Annotated in this window: 15 protein-coding genes; 9 read left to right on the top strand and 6 right to left on the bottom strand. The window is 75.1% G+C overall.

The genetic code is table 11. The features are described from left to right. Positions 1 to 106 precede the first annotated feature (106 nt). Both DEF28_RS04975 and DEF28_RS04970 read left to right on the top strand, forming a co-directional pair. On the top strand, positions 107 to 913 hold the full coding sequence (locus DEF28_RS04975) for a helix-turn-helix domain-containing protein (RefSeq protein WP_114396101.1): 807 nt from the start codon (positions 107 to 109) through the stop codon (positions 911 to 913). Beyond that, positions 910 to 1,092: a DUF397 domain-containing protein gene (locus tag DEF28_RS04970; protein WP_114396100.1), complete on the top strand. Its 183-nt coding sequence runs from the start codon at positions 910 to 912 to the stop codon at positions 1,090 to 1,092. The genes DEF28_RS04975 and DEF28_RS04970 overlap by 4 nt, the downstream gene beginning before the upstream one ends. Before the next feature lie 24 nt (positions 1,093 to 1,116). On the opposite strand, the gene DEF28_RS04965 is transcribed toward DEF28_RS04970, so the two are convergent. Then, positions 1,117 to 2,040, bottom strand: coding sequence for a hypothetical protein (locus DEF28_RS04965; RefSeq protein WP_114396099.1), 924 nt, complete (start codon positions 2,038 to 2,040; stop codon positions 1,117 to 1,119). 238 nt (positions 2,041 to 2,278) lie between these two features. On the opposite strand from DEF28_RS04965, the gene DEF28_RS28785 reads away from it, so the two are divergent. From DEF28_RS28785 to DEF28_RS04945, 3 genes are all read left to right on the top strand, one after another. Further along, the gene (locus DEF28_RS28785) at positions 2,279 to 4,177 is read left to right on the top strand and encodes a hypothetical protein (RefSeq protein WP_158562764.1); all 1,899 of its coding nucleotides are present in this window, start codon (positions 2,279 to 2,281) and stop codon (positions 4,175 to 4,177) included. A gap of 202 nt (positions 4,178 to 4,379) precedes the next feature. Next, positions 4,380 to 5,147, top strand: coding sequence for a DUF1963 domain-containing protein (locus tag DEF28_RS04950; protein ID WP_114396097.1), 768 nt, complete (start codon positions 4,380 to 4,382; stop codon positions 5,145 to 5,147). A 433-nt stretch (positions 5,148 to 5,580) separates the two neighbouring features. Continuing rightward, a complete protein-coding gene (locus DEF28_RS04945) occupies positions 5,581 to 5,967 on the top strand; it encodes a hypothetical protein (protein WP_114396096.1) in 387 nt (128 codons plus the stop codon). On the opposite strand, the gene DEF28_RS04940 is transcribed toward DEF28_RS04945, so the two are convergent. Then, positions 5,935 to 6,207 carry a hypothetical protein gene (locus tag DEF28_RS04940; RefSeq protein ID WP_114396095.1) on the bottom strand — a complete coding sequence of 91 codons (273 nt, stop codon included), beginning with the start codon at positions 6,205 to 6,207 and terminating at the stop codon, positions 5,935 to 5,937. The two genes, DEF28_RS04945 and DEF28_RS04940, sit on opposite strands and share 33 nt — an antisense overlap. Positions 6,208 to 6,687: 480 nt before the next feature. Here DEF28_RS04940 and DEF28_RS27960 point away from each other — a divergent pair, with 480 nt between their 5' ends. The 4 genes from DEF28_RS27960 to DEF28_RS04925 all read left to right on the top strand — a co-directional run bounded on the left by DEF28_RS27960 (position 6,688) and on the right by DEF28_RS04925 (position 13,924). Then, a complete protein-coding gene (locus tag DEF28_RS27960; RefSeq protein WP_181874190.1) occupies positions 6,688 to 6,828 on the top strand; it encodes a hypothetical protein in 141 nt (46 codons plus the stop codon). Between the two features lie 127 nt (positions 6,829 to 6,955). Beyond that, on the top strand, positions 6,956 to 8,236 hold the full coding sequence (locus tag DEF28_RS04935) for a glycosyltransferase family 4 protein (protein WP_114396094.1): 1,281 nt from the start codon (positions 6,956 to 6,958) through the stop codon (positions 8,234 to 8,236). Further along, positions 8,233 to 12,822 carry an alpha-(1->3)-arabinofuranosyltransferase domain-containing protein gene (locus DEF28_RS04930; protein WP_114396126.1) on the top strand — a complete coding sequence of 1,530 codons (4,590 nt, stop codon included), beginning with the start codon at positions 8,233 to 8,235 and terminating at the stop codon, positions 12,820 to 12,822. The genes DEF28_RS04935 and DEF28_RS04930 overlap by 4 nt, the downstream gene beginning before the upstream one ends. Before the next feature lie 166 nt (positions 12,823 to 12,988). Then, on the top strand, positions 12,989 to 13,924 hold the full coding sequence (locus DEF28_RS04925) for a DUF3068 domain-containing protein (RefSeq protein ID WP_158562763.1): 936 nt from the start codon (positions 12,989 to 12,991) through the stop codon (positions 13,922 to 13,924). 238 nt (positions 13,925 to 14,162) lie between these two features. On the opposite strand, the gene DEF28_RS04920 is transcribed toward DEF28_RS04925, so the two are convergent. From DEF28_RS04920 to DEF28_RS04905, 4 genes are all read right to left on the bottom strand, one after another. After that, entirely contained in the window at positions 14,163 to 14,570 is a 408-nt protein-coding gene (locus DEF28_RS04920) for a hypothetical protein (protein WP_114396092.1), read from the bottom strand. After that, positions 14,557 to 14,772, bottom strand: coding sequence for a helix-turn-helix transcriptional regulator (locus tag DEF28_RS04915; RefSeq protein WP_233515101.1), 216 nt, complete (start codon positions 14,770 to 14,772; stop codon positions 14,557 to 14,559). The genes DEF28_RS04920 and DEF28_RS04915 overlap by 14 nt, the downstream gene beginning before the upstream one ends. Positions 14,773 to 15,228: 456 nt before the next feature. Continuing rightward, positions 15,229 to 15,963 carry a class I SAM-dependent methyltransferase gene (locus DEF28_RS04910; RefSeq protein ID WP_233515100.1) on the bottom strand — a complete coding sequence of 245 codons (735 nt, stop codon included), beginning with the start codon at positions 15,961 to 15,963 and terminating at the stop codon, positions 15,229 to 15,231. A 221-nt stretch (positions 15,964 to 16,184) separates the two neighbouring features. After that, entirely contained in the window at positions 16,185 to 16,979 is a 795-nt protein-coding gene (locus tag DEF28_RS04905; RefSeq protein WP_114396123.1) for a class I SAM-dependent methyltransferase, read from the bottom strand. Positions 16,980 to 17,412 lie beyond the last annotated feature (433 nt).

Below are 17,412 nucleotides of genomic sequence, written 5' to 3'. Positions count from 1 at the left end.
TACTCCACAATGCCCAAGGCGAGCTGACCTGCCCATAGTCGCTACATTCCTGTGCGATGCCGTTGACTGTGTGGAATCTCGTGGAGCTCTCGGCTAGAAACGTGGAATGGTGCAAAAAGAAAGTCGAGTATGGGCGCGGTTCGGGGCTGAGGTGAAACGCCTCCGCTCGGGGGCTGGAATAACGCAGGTGAGGCTGGGGGGCAGTGTCAATATGTCCGACTCGCTGATCTCGGCCATCGAGAATGGGACACGAGCTCCGAAGCGGGAATATGCGGAGGCTCTGGATGCTGCTCTCTCCACAGGTGGCACGTTGACGCGGCTGTGGCTCGACCTCAACGACAGTCTCGGTGTTCCTGAATGGTGGCGTGACATCAGTTTGCTGGAGCGCGCCGCTGTCGAGATCCGGGAATACCAGATGGTCCTCATACCTGGATTGCTGCAGACTGCCGACTACGCTCGTACCGCCATGCGCGCGGGGAGGCTATGGGACCCGGATGAGGTCATCGAGCGCGACGTTGAGGCCCGAGTATCACGCTTGCGCTCTCTACAGGAGGGTGTCTTTCTCTGGTTCGTGGTGGACGAGTTCGCGCTAAGGCGGGTGGTCGGCGATACGCGGATCATGAACTGCCAACTAGACCGCGTTCTGTCCCTGATCGAGGACGGGACAATCCGGCTGCAGATCATCCCCCAGCATGCTCCCCAGCATCCAGGCATGAGCGGGGGGCTTCGTATCCTCAGTTTCACCGACAGGGCAGCCGTGGCGTTGGCTGAGCACCTCGTAGGAGAGGAGATCGTGGACAACCCCGAGGGAGTCCGCCGATGCTCCAAGCTCTACGGTGCGCTACAGGCTGAGGCGTTGTCGCCTACCGCGTCGGTGGCGATGCTGCAGAAGATCAGGAAAGGTGACCAATGAACGGCTCACGGTGGCACAAGTCGAGCTACAGCGGTGGAAGCACCGGCAACTGCGTTGAGGTCGCCGAAGGCCCCGTCACCAGCGTCCGGGACACCCGGCACCGTGAACTTGCTCGTCTGGACTTCCCCGCCCCCGAATGGTCCGCCTTCCTCACCACCCTGAAGGCGGACCACCTCTGACGCCTGACCGCCTGACCCCCGCTCCTATGCGCCGTCGGTGAGCCTGGCGGGTGTGGCGCCGCGCTGTCGGGCCGTCTGCGCCGCCGCCTGCCCTGCCTGCCCCCGGACCAGCGCGACCACGAGCAGCGTCAGTCCCAGTCCGGTCAGGCGCAGGGCGAGGGGAAGCGGCTCGGTGGGCAGCGTCTCGGCGAAGACGAGCGTGCCGAACAGCACCGTGACCACGTTGCCGACCACGTTCGCCACGGGTGTGGTGACCGTGGCGCGCGTCCGCTGCATGGAGGTCTGGAACAGCGCGATCCCCACCGCCCAGCCCAGTGCGTACAGGTACGGGAACGGGGAGAGCAGCGCGGGCAGGACCGCGCCGATCGGGCCGTGGTCGGCCAGCAGGCCGCCGAGCCCCTTGCCCTGGAGCCCCGCCGTCCCCTGGGCCAGCCCAGCCGCCACCGCCAGCAGGACGGCGGACATGGCGGCGGACGTGCGCCGCGCGCCAGCGAGCAGGGCGATGGCCATGGCCGCAGGCAGCGACCCCAGGCTGGCCGCGAGCAGCAGCGGCTGGTCGGCGGTGCGGCCGGGGTCCGCCGCCTCGCTGCTGGACAGTGCGAGGAGCAGTAGTGCGAGCGGCATCATGCCCAGTGCCAGGCGTTCGCCCCGGGTGATCGGTTCGCCGAGGAGCAGGGCCGCCACCAGCAGGCCCGTCGCGACGCCGCCCGCGAACGCGGGCTGGACCACCGACACCGGCGCCAGACCCAGTGACACGATCAGGCCCACGCTGCCGATCGCGGCGAGCAGGCAGCCGCACAGCCAGCGCCGGTTGCCGAGCAGGGTTCGGGCCAGCCTCATCGGGTGTCGCGGACTGAGTTCGGGAGCGCGGTGCAGGGCGCGCTGCTCCATGACGAGTCCGCAGGTGTAGATCGCGGCGGAGCACAGCGCCGTGACCAGACCGATCACGTCGAGCCGCCTTTCCGCGGGGGATACGCCCGTTCACGGTATGGGAGACGGGGGCAGTCGCGCATGCGGTGCCCGGGCGCATCCCCTGGAGTAGAACCTGTTATGTCTCGGCCAATCTGTCAAGGGTCGCCCGCAGACGTCGTGCACTCCGCGTTCGGTGTGATCAGGCGGATACGGTGGTGCGGCGGAACGGCCGTCCTCGACGGCGTGGTGAAACGAGTTCTTGCAGGGGGCGGGCGTGCGGTGGACCGGCTCGGGCGCGCTGTCCGCGGTCGTTCGGCTGTCGCCGGCCGTGCTCGGCGCGGCGGCCGGGGCGCTGGCCCTTGGGCCCGCACTTGGCGCCGGCTACGTCCTCCGCTACGACATGGTGTTCGTGCCCGACCCGCCCCTGTCCCCGATGGTGCTCGGCGCCGGGGACGGCTTCCCGCGTGCGGTCCCCAGCGACGCCGCCGTGGCGGTGCTCGCCCGGCTGCTCCCTGATGCCGCTGTCCAACCGCTCGTGCTGCTCGCCGTCTTCGCCCTCGGCGCGGCCGGTGCGGCGCGGTTGGTGCCGGGTCCGTACCTGGTGCCCCGGCTGGCCGCCGCGCTGTGCTACGTCTGGAACGGCTACCTCGCCGAACGCCTGCTCCTCGGCCAGTGGGCGCTGCTGCTCGGCTACGCCGGCCTGCCCTGGGTACTGGCCGCCGCCGCTCGGCTGGAGCGGGTCCGGGACCTGCCCCGGATGCTCGTCGCGCTGCTGCCGGCGGCGGTGGGCGGGTTCTCCTCGGTGCTGCTGTCCGCGCTGGTGGTTGTACCGATGGCGGTGCTCGCGGGTGGGGGCGGCAGACGACCGTGGTGGCGACGTGTCCCGACGGCCCTCCGCAGGACCGCGCTGGTCGGCGCGGCCCTGGTCGCGGTGAGTCTGCCGTGGCTGGTCCCGGCCCTGTCGGCGGTGGCGGCCGACGTCCGGACCGACCCGGCGGCGGTCGAGCTGTTCGCGGCGCGCGCCGACACTCCGTTCGGTGCGCTCGGTTCGCTGCTCACACTCGGCGGGATCTGGAACGCCCACGCGGTACCGGCCGGCCACGGCCACCTGTTCCCCGCGACCTGCCGGCTGCTCCTCGCCGTGGCGGCTGTCGCCGGGTGGGCCTGGTGGGTCCGGACCGGCCGCATCCCGTCCCCGCTGGGGCGCGGCCTGTCGGTGGCGGCCGGGGCCGGGTTCGCGGTGGCCGCGGTGGGGACCACGGAGACCGGCCGGACCGTCCTCGCCGCCCTGATCACCGCCTGGCCCGGGTTCGGCCCCCTGCGCGACGGCCAGCTCTACGTCGCGCCGCTCGCGCTCGTCCAGGCGGTCGGCTGCGCCGCGCTGGCGCACGCCCTCCGGCGCCCGGAACCGGGCGGCGGAACCGTCGGCCCGGAGCGTGAACCTCGGCGGCGGTCCCCGGACCTCGGGCGGGCCGCCGGGCCGCTGGCGGCCGTGCTGCTGGTGGTGCTCCCGGTGGTCCTGGTGCCGGGACTGGCGTGGGGAGCGGCCGGCCGGCTGGTCGCCGTCGAGTACCCCGCCGAGTGGGCGCGGGTCCGCGCGGCCGTGGACGGCGACCCGGCGCCCGGGGCGCTGCTCACGCTGCCCTGGAGCGCTTACCGGGGGCTGGACTGGTCGGGCGGCGGCCGGACCGTCGTGGCGCTCGACCCGGCCACCAAAGGGTTCGCGCGGCGCGTGGTGTGGAACGACGCCCTCCGGGTGGCGTCCGACGGCCGGGTGTACGAGATCGCCGGCGAGGACCCGACCGCCCGCGCCGTGGCCCCCCTGGTCGCTGGTGGCTGGCCCGCGCACCCCGCTCCCGACGTCCCCCGCCGACTGGGCGCGCTCGGTATCCGCTACGTCCTGGTGGACCGGACAGCGCTGGCCCGGGCGGTGGACGCCGCCCCGGGCGCCGCCTGGCCCGACCCGGGGCCGGACGTCCAGGTGGTCCACGAGGGGCCTCGGTTCGCGCTGCTCCGTATCGCGGACCGCCACGTGACGGCGGTCCCGGACGACCTGCCGGGGGCGGTGACGGCCGCGTGGGCGGTCACCGGCTCGGCGCTGCTCTGGGCGGGGGCGGCGGCTGCATGGGCGGCCGTCCGGGGCCGGAGGTCCACCGCGCGCGGGGAGCGGTGAGCGCGCCGAACCCCTCCGGAGGCGGGGCGCCGGCCGGGGCCGCCGGCCCTCACCTCGCGCGCCACTGGGTAGCCCGGCGCAGCACGGAGGAGTGCGGCATGCCGGTCAACTCCCTCCGTCGTGCGTCAGCACAGGGAACGGCGCCCGAGCTTCGGTAGCGGACTCCCGTGCTGTCAGCGGTGTGTGGCACACTCCAGACGCTATGGACAGACGCCAGGAGTTCCGCGCGCACGCGACCGAGTACGGAGTCGCCGAAGCCACGATCGAGTGGGCTCTGCGGTTCGCGCTGCCGCAGATCGAACTGCGGCCGAGGGAGCACAGCCCCGGCCCCGTCGTCGGACAGTACGGCGGGCTGCCGCTGCTTCCGCCGGACGTCGAGTGGTCCAGCTATCCGCACTTCTTCGCCTCGGTCGACTGCGCGGCACTGCCCGGTGACGTGCTCGACCTCCCGCTGCCCAAGGACGGGCACCTGCTGTTCTTCGGCAACAAGGACGAACCCGAATGGGGGGACGACTCCGAGGACACCGAGGGACGGATCGTCTACGTCCCCGCCGGAACTCCGACCGCCGAACGGGAGCCCGACGCAGGGCACGCCGCCTACGTCAGCGAGCCGTTCCCCCTGCACGGGCACCCCGCCTGGAACCTCCCGTCCGCCGGGCACGACGTCATCGAGTCGGACGAGGAGCGCGCCCAGATGTGGGAGGAGCTCGGCGACATCGGCTACGACAACTCCTCGGCCGGTGAACTGACGCTGGGCGGGCACGCCTCCCCCATCTGGGACGACCCGTGCCTGCCGCCCTACCCCGGCGGCGATGACAGACCGTGGCGGCTGCTCGCCCAGGCGCACATTCCGGCGCGCGACGACAAGTCGTCGATGGGCACGATCTTCTGGCTGATGCGCCCCGAGGACATCGCTGAGGGCAGGTTCGACCGGGCGAAGGTGCGGCTGGAGATGTACCCGCCTGAATGAGCCCCGTCCCCGCTCAGCGGATGGCGCGGCCGGGCACCGACCGGCCCGCCGCCCGGACCGCGAGCAGGTGTGACGGCAGGCGGCGCTGCCGGATCCGGAAAGCGGTGTCGCTGTCCGAAGTTCTGCCGCAGAATGGCGCTCGGGACGCTCGTGTTCCTCGTCGGAATAGCCGGCCTACCTGGCGGAGTCCCCCACGGTTGCCGCCACAGGTTCCGTCTGCGGCCGGGGGACAGCCTCCGGTCAGGCGAGCAGTGCCTTGACCGGGGTGCGGATGACAAACGCGATAGCGCTCGTTGGTCTGGCCCTCACCGGCGTGACGCTTGTGGGGTTGGCGGTGCTGGCCGGTGGCCTCGTCGCCGTCCACAAGCGGTTGGGCTACCACTCCGCGCCAGGGCATCGTCCCTGACTGGAAGCCGACTCCGGTACCGAGCAGGTGGTAGAGACGGACCTGGAACCCGTCGAAGCCGTGCAGACGACAGTCCGCCGTCTGGCGGCCAATACCAGGGGCATCCCGTTGCCGGTCTCCTGGATCGTCACCTGGCGGGCGGGCGTCTATAGAGCGCAGAGCCCGACGCGCTGCGGCTCCTGGGAAGAAGCTGTGGCGGAGGTGAGCCGCTCGATCGCCAGGGACGTCGCGAGACGCCACGCGATCGTCTTGGAGTACGGGGTGCAGGCCAACGTCCCTACGGTGTCGCTATTCGGCGATGGCAATGGGATTCTGTACCAGCGGATCGGCGCTGACGGTCGCTGGCTCGAACAGACATGCTTTCTCATCAGCCGGCGCTACTCAGTCCAGTGCTATCTGCCCTATAGCGTGTAGGAAGCCGCGCACGCCACCGAAGCGGTTGACCAGTTCGGCCCGCCACTCCTCGTCCTCGTCGGAATCGGGGTCGGACAGCATCTTCTCCAACGCCCGCAGCGCCGCGGCCAGCTCGCCGCGCGGGACGATGCGCTCGATGCGCTCCCACGCCTGGGCGAGGTCGCCGGCTGCGGCGTCGCAGTCGCCGGGGGCGCCCCGATCAGCACCCCACGGCCGTCGCGAGCTTCGCCGACTCGGCATTCAGGCGCGGCAGCCGCTTCACCTTCTCCTTGACCGACTCGCGTTCGGCCTGGGAAGGCAGCTTGTGGTCCGACCCTCCGACCGGGCCCGAGCAAGGCGCACAACCGCTCTCACAGCGGAACACCGCGATCCGGCAACGGCCGGCGGAACGGTGGACCCGGCGTCCGCCGGTCCTGGGCGGTCTGGGGGCGCGCGGTGTGCTGCGGCTGCCCCGACTCCCCTAGGTCCGGCGTACGAGAACGCGTTATTCCTCCGTCTCGGCGGCGCCTGCCGCGCGTGCGGCGGCCCGCGGCAACCGCTGCTCAGCGCCGAGGACGCCCATGTGGCAGCGGATTACGAGTGGGCCTTCCGGTGGACGGCCGCCGGTCGGACCGTCACGGTTGGGGCACTCCTCTGGTCAATCGCTGAATCAGGTTCTAGTCTCGTTCCACTGCCCGCGCCTGCCCGGCGCGCGGAGCAGACCCGGAAGGAGAGCACCCGGTGATTAAGCTCATCGCCGCCTGCGCCATCGGCGCGGCCTTGGCGGGCGGACTCACCTTCATCGGCACGAGCGTCATCAGCGGCGCGTCCTCCACCACGGAGCCGGTGACCGAGCCGCTGTACAACTACGGCGAACGCTGACCCGGTCCGGCCGGGCGGCCGTCGCGCGCCGCCCGGTCGCCGCCGCGGCACCGTGCGGACACCCCGGCCGGCGCCGCCGCGCGGACCGACCGCTCGACGGGGTGCGCGGGCCGAACAGGGAGGGCATGTGGTCGTCCAGCGGACGCGCGCCGGGACGCACGCGCCGACCGCCGGTGCGCACCGGCAGCCGCGGCGCCCGCCGCCCAGCCCTACGTGCGGCCCGAGGCTCGACGGGGTGCGCGTCGCGGTCATCAACTGGCGCGACCCGTGGCAGTCGGCCGCCGGCGGCGCCGAGGAGTACGCCTGGCGGGTCAGCCGGCACCTCGTCGGCCGCGGCGCCGCCGTGACCTTCGTGACCAGCCGCGAACCCGGCCAGGCGCGTGCCGAGACCCGCGAGGGCGTGCGGTTGCGCCGGATGGGGACCGCGTTCACCGTCTACCCGCTGGTGATGCTGTGGCTGCTGCGCTCGCGGTGGCGCTTCGACGTCGCGCTGGACTGCATGAACGGTGTCCCCTTCTTCGCGCCACTGGTGCTCTGCCGCCGCACCCGGGTCATCAGCGTCGTGCACCACGTGCACGACCTCCAGTTCGACGCCTACTTCAGCCGCCCACTGGCATGGCTCGGCCGGTTCATCGAGAGCAGAGTCGCCGGCCGCGTCTACCGCGACTGCCCCACGGTGACGGTCTCGGAGTCCTCCCGGCGCGCCATGCGGGCGAAGCTGCGCTGGCGCGCCCCCATCACCGTCATCCACAACGGGGGGCCGGGGCGGAGCCCGGGGCAGGCCCCGACCGGAGCGCCAGCGGCGGCGGGCGCGCCCGCGCTGGTCAGCCTGGGACGGCTCGTCGTGCAGAAGCGGGTGAGCCGTGTGGTCGACGTCGCCGCGCGGCTTCGGTACGACTGGCCGGGGCTGCGGCTGCACATCGTCGGGCGGGGCCCCGAGGCCGCCGCGCTCGCGGCCCAGATCGACCGGGACGGGCTGGCCGACCGGGTCCGGCTGCACGGCTTCCTGCCCGAGGCCGACCGCAACGCCGTCCTGGCCGGCGCGCGGCTGCACGTGACCGCGTCCAGGTTCGAAGGGTGGGGCCTCACCGTGATCGAGGCCGCCGCGCTCGGGGTGCCCACCGTCGCCTACGACGTGGACGGCCTGCGCGACTCGGTGCGCGACGGGTGGACCGGGTGGCTGGTCCGCGACGGCCAGTCGCTCGCCGAGGTCGTGCACCGCGCCCTGGTCGAGCTGAGCGACCCGGCGCGCGCCGCGGAGATCCGGCGCGCCTGCCGCGCGTGGGCGTCCCGGTTCACCTGGGAGCGGACCGGAACCGCCATGGCCGCCCTGATCGCGGCCGAGATCGGGCCGGACCGCGCGCGCCGGCCCGCCGGGCGCCGGCCACGCGGCGGGGCGCCTCGGTGACCTCCCCGACTCCCGGTTCCGGCCCCGCGGAGCCGTCCGGATCCACGCCGCCCGGAGCGCCCCCGAGCCGCCCGGCCGCCGGCGGCGCGGCCGCCCGCCCGGTCGACCGCGCGCTGGTCCGCCGGCTGGAGCTGTTCGCGGTCTGCGTGCTGCTGACCGCGCTCACCCTCAGTACGGACCCCGGCCGGATCCTCGGCGACACCAAGATCGACCTCACCGTCAACCCGCTGGGCTTCCTGGACCGCGCGCTGCACCTCTGGGACGCCGCCTACTTCGGCCAGGTGCAGAACCAGGCGTACGGCTACCTGTTCCCCAACGGGCCCTTCCACGCGCTGCTCGTGGGCGCGGGCATGCCGGAGTGGCTGGTGCAGCGCGTGTGGGCGGCCGCACTGCTGTGCGCGGCGTTCCTCGGCGTCGTGCGGCTGGCCCGCGAGTTCGGGATCGGGTCCGCGCACGCCCGCATCGTCGCCGGCCTCGGCTACGCCCTCGCGCCCCGCGTCCTGACCCTGCTCTCCTACAACTCTGCGGAGCTCCAACCCACGCTGCTGCTGCCGTGGATCCTGCTGCCCCTTGTCCACGGCGCGCGCTCCGGGCGCAGTCCGCTGCGCGCGGCGGCGCTGTCGGCGGTGGCGTTCCTCTGCTGCGGCGGCACCAACGCGGCGGCCGAACTCGCGGTGCTCGTAGTCCCGCTGCTGTACCTGCTCACCCGGACGCCCGGTCCGCGCCGGCGGCGGCTGCTCGGGTACTGGCTGGCCGCCGTCGGCCTGGTGTCGATGTGGTGGCTGGTGCCGCTGCTCCTCATGGGCCGCTACGTCTTCTCGTTCATGCCCTTCACCGAGGACGCCGCGACCACGACAAGCGTCACCACGCTGGTCAACGTGCTGCGCGGGACCGCTAACTGGATGGGGTACGTGCCGGCGCAGGGGGTGACCGCGCTGCCGGCCGGCGCCGAGCTGGCCGCCGAGCCGTGGCTGGTCGCGGCGACCGCGCTGGTCGCCGGGCTCGGCCTCGCCGGCCTGCTCGGCCGCCGCACCCCCGAGCGGACCTTCCTGCTGGCGTCGCTGCTGACCGGGACCGCCGTCGTGGCGGCCGGGTACACCGGCGACCTCACCGGGCCGTTCGCACCGGCCGTGCGGGACGCGCTCGACGGCGCGCTCGCGCCGTTCCGCAACATCCACAAGTTCGACGCGCTCATCCGGCTGCCGCTCGCCCTCGGGCTGGCGCGGCTGCCCGCCGCGGCCGCCGCGGCGCGGGCCGCCCGCCCTCCGCACCGGCCGACCGGAGGAGCGACCGTCCCGCCGCCCGCCGCCGTGCGCCGGTACACGGCAGGCCTGTGCGCGGTCGCGGTGCTCACCACCCTCACCCCGGCGGCCGGTGCCGGGCTGGCGGCGCCGGGCGGGTTCGAGGAGGTCCCGGTGTACTGGCGCGAGGCCACCGCCTGGATCGACGCCCGCGGCGGCACCGGCATGACCATGGCCGTCCCCGGGTCCGCGCGCGGCGAGTACCTGTGGGGGCGCCCCATGGACGAGCCGATGCAGCCGCTCATGGAGAGCCCCTGGACCAACCACCAGATCATCCCGTGGGGATCGGCCGGCGTGTCCCGGCTGCTGCACGAGATCGACCAGCGGCTCAGCTCCGGCCGCGGCTCGCCGGGCCTGGCGGACGCGCTCGCCCGCATGGGCGTGACCCACCTCCTCGTGCGCAACGACCTCCAGCGGGTCGGCAACAACGGCGGGTGGCCGGCCCGGGTCCACCAGGCGCTCGCGGACTCGCCCGGGATCGAGTACGCGCGCGGCTTCGGTCCGGTCGTGGGCGCACTGGACGCCCTGCCGGCGTCGGCCTGGTTCGACCAGCCGTACCAGGCGGTGGAGGTCTACACCGTGCGCGGCGCGGCGCCCCGTATTGGCACCGTTGCGCGCGACGGCGCGCTGCGCGTCACCGGTGGGCCGGAGGCGCTGCTCGCGCTCGCCGAACAGGGCATGCTCGACGGCGACCGGCCGGTGATCATCGGCGACGACCCGGGCGGCGCCGACGTGCCCGCGCACGACACCGTGGTCACCGACACCCTGCGCCGCCGCGAGGTGCTCTACTCCGACGTCCGGCGCAACGTCACCGCCACGCTGACGGCGGACGAACCGCTGGAGCGCGGCGCGCCCGCCCCGGACATCGCGGACCCCGCCTGGGACCGCTACACGGCGGTGGCGGTGCCCGGCGGCGTCCGCTCGGTGACCGCGTCCTCCTCGGCGGCCGGCGTCCGCGCCGCGGCCGCCGAGCGGGACCCGGGCCGGCTGCCCTTCGCCGCGCTGGACGGCGACCCGGACACCGCGTGGCGGCCCGCCGGGCCCGGCGGGCCGGTCGGCGCCTGGCTCCGGGTCGAGTTCACCGAGCCCCGGGACGTCACCGGGTTGACGGCCGCCTTCGAGGAGATCCCGGGCGAGCCGCCGCCGGCGCGCGTCACCGTGGTCACCGACACCGGCCGCCGGACCGTCCCGGTGGCCCCCGGACCGCAACCGCAGGAGGTCGCCGCGCCGCCCGGACGCACCTCGGAGCTGCTGCTCCGGGTGGACGCGCTCGCCTGGGACGCCGGACGGCCCGCCCGGGTGGGCATCGCCGAACTGGCCGTGCCCGGACTGCGGGCGACCCGTTCCCTCGACGTGCCCGGAGCGCCGGACGCGGGCGCGGTCCTGCTCACCGGGTCCGTGGGCAGCGCCCCGGGGTGCCTGGCCGGTTCCCGGGTGTGGGCCTGCCACCCCGACCTCGCGATCCAGGGGGAGGACGCCGCCGCCATCGACCGGGTCGTCACCCTCTCGGCGGCCGCCGCCGAGCGGCTCGACACCGTCACCGGCCGGGTGGTGGCCGCGGATCCGGCGGTCCTGGAGCGGGCCGCCAACCGCGCCGGGGGGTACCCGAGAGTGACGTCGTCCTCCACCTCCGTGGACCATCCCGCCGCCCTGGGCCGGAGCGCCTTCGACGGCGACCCCGCCACCGTCTGGTACCCCGACCCGGCCGAGGACGCTCCTTCCCTGCGGGTGGAGCTGGCGGAGCGCACCGAGCTGGACACCGTCCGAGTGGGCTTTCCGCGCGCCGACGCCATGGGTGCTCCGGTCCGCGTCACGCTGGAGAGCACCACCGCTGTCCGCTCCGGATGGCTCGACGGCGACGGGCGGCTGGACTTCGCGCCGTTCAGCGCCGACGAGGTGCTGATCACGTTCGAACCGCCGCCCGGGCAGCCGCTGGAGGTCGAGTCCGTCGCGCTGCCCGGCGTGCCGGAGCTCGCAGCCGTCGCGGACACCGGCCTGGCGGCGTCCTGCGGTTCCGGGCCGCGGCTGCGGGTCAACGGGCGGTCGGTGCCGACGCGGATCGTCGGTGACGCGCTGCAAGACGCGCTGGCGGGCCGGCCGGTGCGTTACGAGAGCTGCGGCGAGGTGCCGCTCACCGAGGGGCGCAACCGGATCGCCGTCGACGGGACCGGGACCGGCGCCGGCCGGGTCGGCGTCGAGTCGGCCGCCCTGCAGGCCGCGGCGGCCGGGGACCCGCCGCCGGTGCGGACGGCGGCCGTGCGCTCGACGGAGCTCTGGACGGCGACCGAGCGCCGGGTCACCGTCGACGCCCGCGACGCCGCCTACCTGGTCGTCAACGAGAACTTCAACGAGGGATGGCAGGCCACACTGCCGGGCCGGGCCGAGCCGCTGACCCCGGTCCGGTTGGACGGCTGGAAGCAGGCGTGGGAGCTGCCCGCGGGGACCAGCGGGACGGTCACCCTGCGGTACACGCCGGACACGCCGTACCGCGCCGCCCTGGCGGCGGGCGGGGCGCTCGCCCTCGGGGTCGTCGTGCTCGCGTTCGCCCGGCTCCGCCCGCTCGGTGCTTCGCGTGCGCGCGGTCCGGCGCAGGGGCGCGGCACCCCGGGCGCGGTCGAGGCCGCGGGTGAGGGCGGACCCCCGGACGAGGGAGGCCTCCCGAGCACCAGCGGCCTCCCGCGCGCGGCGGGTCGCACGGCCGGCCGGCCGACGCTGGCCGAGCGCCTGGACCGGCGCGGCAGCGTGCTTCCCGCTGCCCGGGCCGCCCGCCCGCGCCCGGCCCTGCTGGTCGTGCCGGCCCTGCTGTACGGCACGTGGGTGGCCGGAGCCGCCGGACTCGCCGTTGTCGCGACGGTGCTGGCGGCCGGGTGGCGGCGGGCCCGCCACCGCCCGGCGCGGCCCGGTCGGGACGACACCGGAAGCGCGGTGGAGACCGGCGGACGCCGCGCCCTCGGCCGCCGGACCGGCCGCGCACTGCGCCGGACCGCGCACCGCGCCGCTGACGTGGCGGCCCGGCGGTGGTTCGCCGCCGCCCTCCTGACGGCGGCGGGCCTCGCACTCGCCGCGGGTACCGCCCTGGAGGTCCGCGTCCCCGACGCACCGCTCGGCGCGGCCCTGCGCGGCTGGGTCCCGCAGCTGCTGTGCGTCACGGCCCTCGCCCGGGCCCTCGCCGCGCTGGCCGCCCCCGAGCCCGCACCGCCCGGCCTCCCGCGCCCGGCGGATACCGGGAACGGCGGTCGGCCATCGGAGGCCATCCGGGAGGGCTCCGAGGAGGTGCGCACGTGACGGGGCACGGAGCGGTTGGCGGCCGCCCCCCGCAACGGCACGGCGAGGAGGGGAACCCGGGATGACGCCGCCGTCTCCGCCGGACCGGCCCGGGACGGGAACACCCGAGCGCGGGGCCGGTCCTGGCCGGGCCGTCCCCTCGGCCTGGCGCCCCGACCTCCCGGCGGTGCTGGTGGCAGCGGGCGCGTTCCTGGTCACCCTCGCGCTGCTGCTGCCCGGCCCGGTGCACGGCCGGTCGGCCCTGGTCCCGGACAGCGGGCGGTTGAGCTGGCGGCTGGAGGCCGACTCGGCGCGGTACCTGGACACCGCGACGTGGCGGACCCGTGAGGACGCCGAACTGGTCCGCCGGATCGACGCGGTGGGGTCTCCGGCAGCGGGGAGCGCCGGCCGTGCCGTGTGGGACGTCCGCACGGCGACCACCGGTCCCGACGGAACGCTCGGCCACCTGGCGTGGCGGGTGGCGGTCGACCGCTCGTCGGGGGAGGCGGTGCGCTGCTGCGGCGCCCACGTGGACGGTGACCACCTCGCCAGGCCGCACGGCCTCACCCTGTGGTGGCCGCCCGGCGCCGGCGCCGCCGAACGCCCGCTGTTCGACCCGGAGTCGCGCACCTCGGCCCCCGCCGTCCCGGACGGCGCGGACCTGGTCTCCGGGGTGCCGACCGAGCGCTACGTCCAGACCGTCGCCGCCACCCGCGCCTCCGAGCCCGCGCGCCCGGTGCCCGCCCGGCTGTTCGACGCCGATGCGCGCGGGACCGTCGGTGCCGAGCGCTGGCTGGAGGTGGAGCGGGTCTACTGGGTCGAGCCGCTCACCGGCCGCGTCGTCCAGCTCCGCGAGCAGCGCCGGGAGACCCTGCGTCCCGAGGAGGCCGGTCCCGACGGCGAGACCGAGCGCGTCCTGCTCGCGGCCGACTTCCAGACGCCGCCGGAGGAGGCCGCCGCGAACGCGGCCGCGGCCGACCGCCGGGCCCTGCTGCTCCGACTGACCAGCACCGACCTGCCCGCAGCCCTCGGGGGAGCCGGCGCGCTGCTCGTCCTGGTCGGCGTCCTACGCCGGGCGCACCGTCCGGATCGGCGGCGGAGCTCGGCCGCTGGCCGGGTGTGAGGGGACCCGCCCGCACGCGGTGCGGGCTCCGAAGACGTGCTCCCGGCCGTTCGAGCAGGGTCCCCATTCACTCGGATCACGACTCGCGTGGGCGCACTGCTGGTCCGCGGTGATGAGCCGGCCCCCATCCGGCGGGCGGGCTCCGTACGCCCCGCGTGGACCGCGCCGCGGCCCACCGGGCCGGAGGCGTCGGGCCCCGGCGCGCGGCCGGACGGACCGGCCGGGCGCGGTGGACGGGTCAGTGGCGCCGGAGGACGTGGCCGCCGGCCATCGCCCAGGCGAGCATGACGACGAGGAACTGGGCGTGCACGACCTGGCGGGCGTCGAGGGAGTCGAAGAGCAGGACCGCGTAGGAGCACACCAGGCTCAGGGGCAGCGCCACCAGCCCGACGATGGCGAAGACCCGCCGGTTGAGGGCGCGGTCACGCTCGTCCAGCCGCTTGCCCGCGGCGAGGCGCTCGGAGTCGGACGCCTCGCCCGGGCGCAGATGGGTGCGGAAGACGCGCCACAGGCCGAACCAGGCGACGGCGGCCAGGAGGGTCGGCATGACCCAGTTCGCCGAGATCCAGAACGTGAAGGCGGTGAAGGCGCCACCGATCAGGACGAGTCCGGAGGCCAGCAGCCAGCGCTGGCTAGTCGTCGACATGGAAGATCTCCTCCACTGGTCGCTGGAAATGCCGGGCGATCCGGACCGCCAACGTGAGGGACGGATCGTAACGGCCGGTCTCGATCGCGTTGATCGTCTGCCGGGAGACACCCAGGACGCCGGCCAGCGCCGCCTGGGACAGTCCGGCCTGCTGCCGCAGGTCCCTGACCTCGCTTCGCATGATGTAAAGGATGCTTGACATGTCCGGGTGTGTCAAGTTCGCTTTACAGGAGTGGTCGAGGTCGGCCGATCCTCCTCGCCTCCCCCAGATGCCACTTAGGCCGACGGTCGGGGGCGAGCGCGACGCCGGTGACCCACATCGCGCCCGCGCCGATGGCTCGGACGACCACCACGGGGATGGCTGCGCCCAGGAGAAGGCAGGACAGCGCCATCACGGCGCTCACTGTCCTGATGACGGGGTTCCGAGCACGAGAGGTGGGTGAGAGGGCCGAGCCCGTAGGCGCGTTCTGCGGGGATAGACGCTGTCCGGACAGCCCTGGGTCGAGGACCCGGGTCGGGCGGTGGGTGGTGATCTCGGTGCGGACTTCGGGCAGCCAGGGTCCTCCGGGACGCACGTCGTCTCCGGGGACGGGGGCCGCTGCCCGGCCCGGGTCCAGGTGGCGGAGTGCGTGGTGAGTGGGCGCGGGAGGACGTGCGGTCAGCCGTCCGCCGCACGTTTGCGCAGGACCAGGAGCAGGTTCCAGGTGACGAGCTCCCGGACCAGTGGGACGCGGACCACCGGGGCCAGTGCGTCCGGGAGGTAGCGGGGGCGGACGTCGAGGACCTCGGCTGACCCCGTGCGGCGCGTCCGGGACGTCCAGCGCAGCATCCGGGCCGCCGAGACGGCGAACATGGTGCGGCCGAAGTCGTTCTTCGGGCGGTGGCCGGTGCGGCGCGCGTAGCGCTCCGCCGCGCGGCGGCCGCCCAGGTAGTGCCAGGGGGAGGTCTCGTGACCGCCCCACGGGGAGAGCCACACCGTGTAGGACAGGAAGACGAGGCCGCCCGGACGGGTTGTGCGGAGCATCTCGTCGGCCATGCGCTCGGGGTCGGGGACGTGCTCCAGCACGTTGGAGGAGAAGCAGACGTCGGCCGCTCCGGTGCGGACCGGCAGGTCGAGCGCGCTGCCCAGGACCGCGGTCTGCGGGAGGCGGCCGTCGCGGAGCCGGAGCTCGCCGGCGTCGGCGTCCACGCAGACCGGGTGCGCGCCGGCGGCGCGGAGTTCGTCGGAGAAGTAGCCGGGGCCGCCGCCGACGTCCAGAACGCGGGCGCCGGCCAGCCCGGCCCGCCCGTCGGGCAGGTAGCGGGCGAGCTGCGCGACCGTGTCGCGGGCCAGGGTGCCGTAGAAGTGGTCCGGATCGGTCTGCTCCTGCCGGAACGCCTGGAAGAGCCGCACCGAGCGCGCCGCTGTGGCGTGGAACGGCTCGGGGGCCGGCGGGCGCGGCGCCTCCGCGGTAGGCCGCCCGAGCGGCGCTGCCGGCGGATCGACCCCGCTCGCGCGCGGCGCCGTGTCGGCCTGCGGCACGGACCGGCCGGGCGAGGCGCCCGGCGCCGCGGGCCGGTCCCGCCCGCCCGTGCGCGCGGCCCTCTCGGGGCCGCCGGGTCGGCCAGGGGCGGTCACGACACCGCTCCGGGGCCGTCCATGGTCGCGTAGTAGCGCAGGTGCCGCCAGTGGTCGCCGGCCCAGTACTCCTCGACCGCCAGCACGCGGGCGCCGTGCCCGACCAGGAGGGCGCGCATGTCCCGCTCCGGCAGCGTGTGCATGCGCATCGGCGCCGGATAGCGGAGGAGGACCCGCTGGCCGAAGCGGATCACCGGCCACGGCGCGTACCGGAACACCAGGCCCTTGGCGGTGCGGCGCTCCCGGTCGGGCGCGCCGACCACCAGCGCTCCGCCGGGCCGCACGACCCGGGTGAACTCGGCGAGGTAGCCGCGGGCAAGGGCGGGCGGGAGGTGCTGCAGCACCAGGTCGGTGTACACGAGATCGAAGCTGGCGTCCTCGAAGGCGCCGAGGTCCGGCGCGTCGTGCAGCCGGAACTCGATCCGGCCGCCGCCGCGGTCGAGCCGCCGGGCCGCCGCGAGCATCGGCGCGGAGATGTCGAGGCCGACGACGGAGTCGAAGTGCGCGGCCAGCGCGTTGGACAGCCGGCCGGCCCCGCAGCCGAAGTCCAGGGCCCGCCCTCGTCCGGGGGCGCCGCCGGCGTCGGCCAGCCGCCGCATGGCGGCGTCGACCTCGCGCCGCCCCGAGGCGAGGAACTCGTCGTGGTCCCAGCCGGCGTGGCGCTTCGCGGGGTCCACGCACACGGCCCACAGCGGCGCCGCGGCACCGAGCCGGGTCCAGTCCCGCCGGACCTCGTCGAGGCCGGGTCGGCGGGGCCGCCCGGCGGCGCTCTCCGCCGTCGGGCGGCTCATCCGCCGCCCCTCCGGGAGCCGGAGCCGGATACGCGGCGGCCGCTCGCCGGGGACCCGGCGCACACCTCGCGGACCCGCTCGTCCGCCCGCACCGTCAGGCGCACCATCGCCTCCCGATCGCGCCGCGGCCGCGCGGTCGCGGTGAAGTGTGTTCCTGTCGCGCGTCCATTGCGTCCACCGGGGCGTGGTGGTGCCCACGGCCGCAGATGGAACGCGTTACATTCTGGCGCCCGGCCGGGGGCGCGTGTCAAGGCGAGCCGCGGGCTCGGCTCCGAGGCTGGCGGCCGCCGGGAGGCCGGCACCCGCCGCCGGGCGCGTGCGGCGATTCGGCGTGCGGGGCCGGCCGCGGAGCCGTCCTCGGCCGGCCGCGAGCGCGGGCGATCGCTCCGCGGGCGGGCCGTCCGGCCGCGGTAGGGGGTCCCGTGCCGTGTTC

The organism is Marinitenerispora sediminis, from assembly GCF_003336425.1.
Lineage (GTDB): Bacteria > Actinomycetota > Actinomycetes > Streptosporangiales > Streptosporangiaceae > Marinitenerispora > Marinitenerispora sediminis.
Note: the sequence above shows the minus strand (reverse complement) of the source record. Positions and strands in the feature narration are given on the sequence as shown.

What these genes read in the sequence shown, in the direction of transcription:
- DEF28_RS04975 (WP_114396101.1), top strand. Translation starts at nt 107, where the DNA reads ATGGTGCAAAAAGAAAGTCGAGTATGGGCGCGGTTCGGGGCTGAGGTG.
- DEF28_RS04970 (WP_114396100.1), top strand. Translation starts at nt 910, where the DNA reads ATGAACGGCTCACGGTGGCACAAGTCGAGCTACAGCGGTGGAAGCACC.
- DEF28_RS04950 (WP_114396097.1), top strand. Translation starts at nt 4,380, where the DNA reads ATGGACAGACGCCAGGAGTTCCGCGCGCACGCGACCGAGTACGGAGTC.
- DEF28_RS04940 (WP_114396095.1), bottom strand. Translation starts at nt 6,207, where the DNA reads ATGCCGAGTCGGCGAAGCTCGCGACGGCCGTGGGGTGCTGATCGGGGC.
- DEF28_RS04920 (WP_114396092.1), bottom strand. Translation starts at nt 14,570, where the DNA reads ATGTCGACGACTAGCCAGCGCTGGCTGCTGGCCTCCGGACTCGTCCTG.
- DEF28_RS04915 (WP_233515101.1), bottom strand. Translation starts at nt 14,772, where the DNA reads ATGTCAAGCATCCTTTACATCATGCGAAGCGAGGTCAGGGACCTGCGG.
- DEF28_RS04905 (WP_114396123.1), bottom strand. Translation starts at nt 16,979, where the DNA reads ATGAGCCGCCCGACGGCGGAGAGCGCCGCCGGGCGGCCCCGCCGACCC.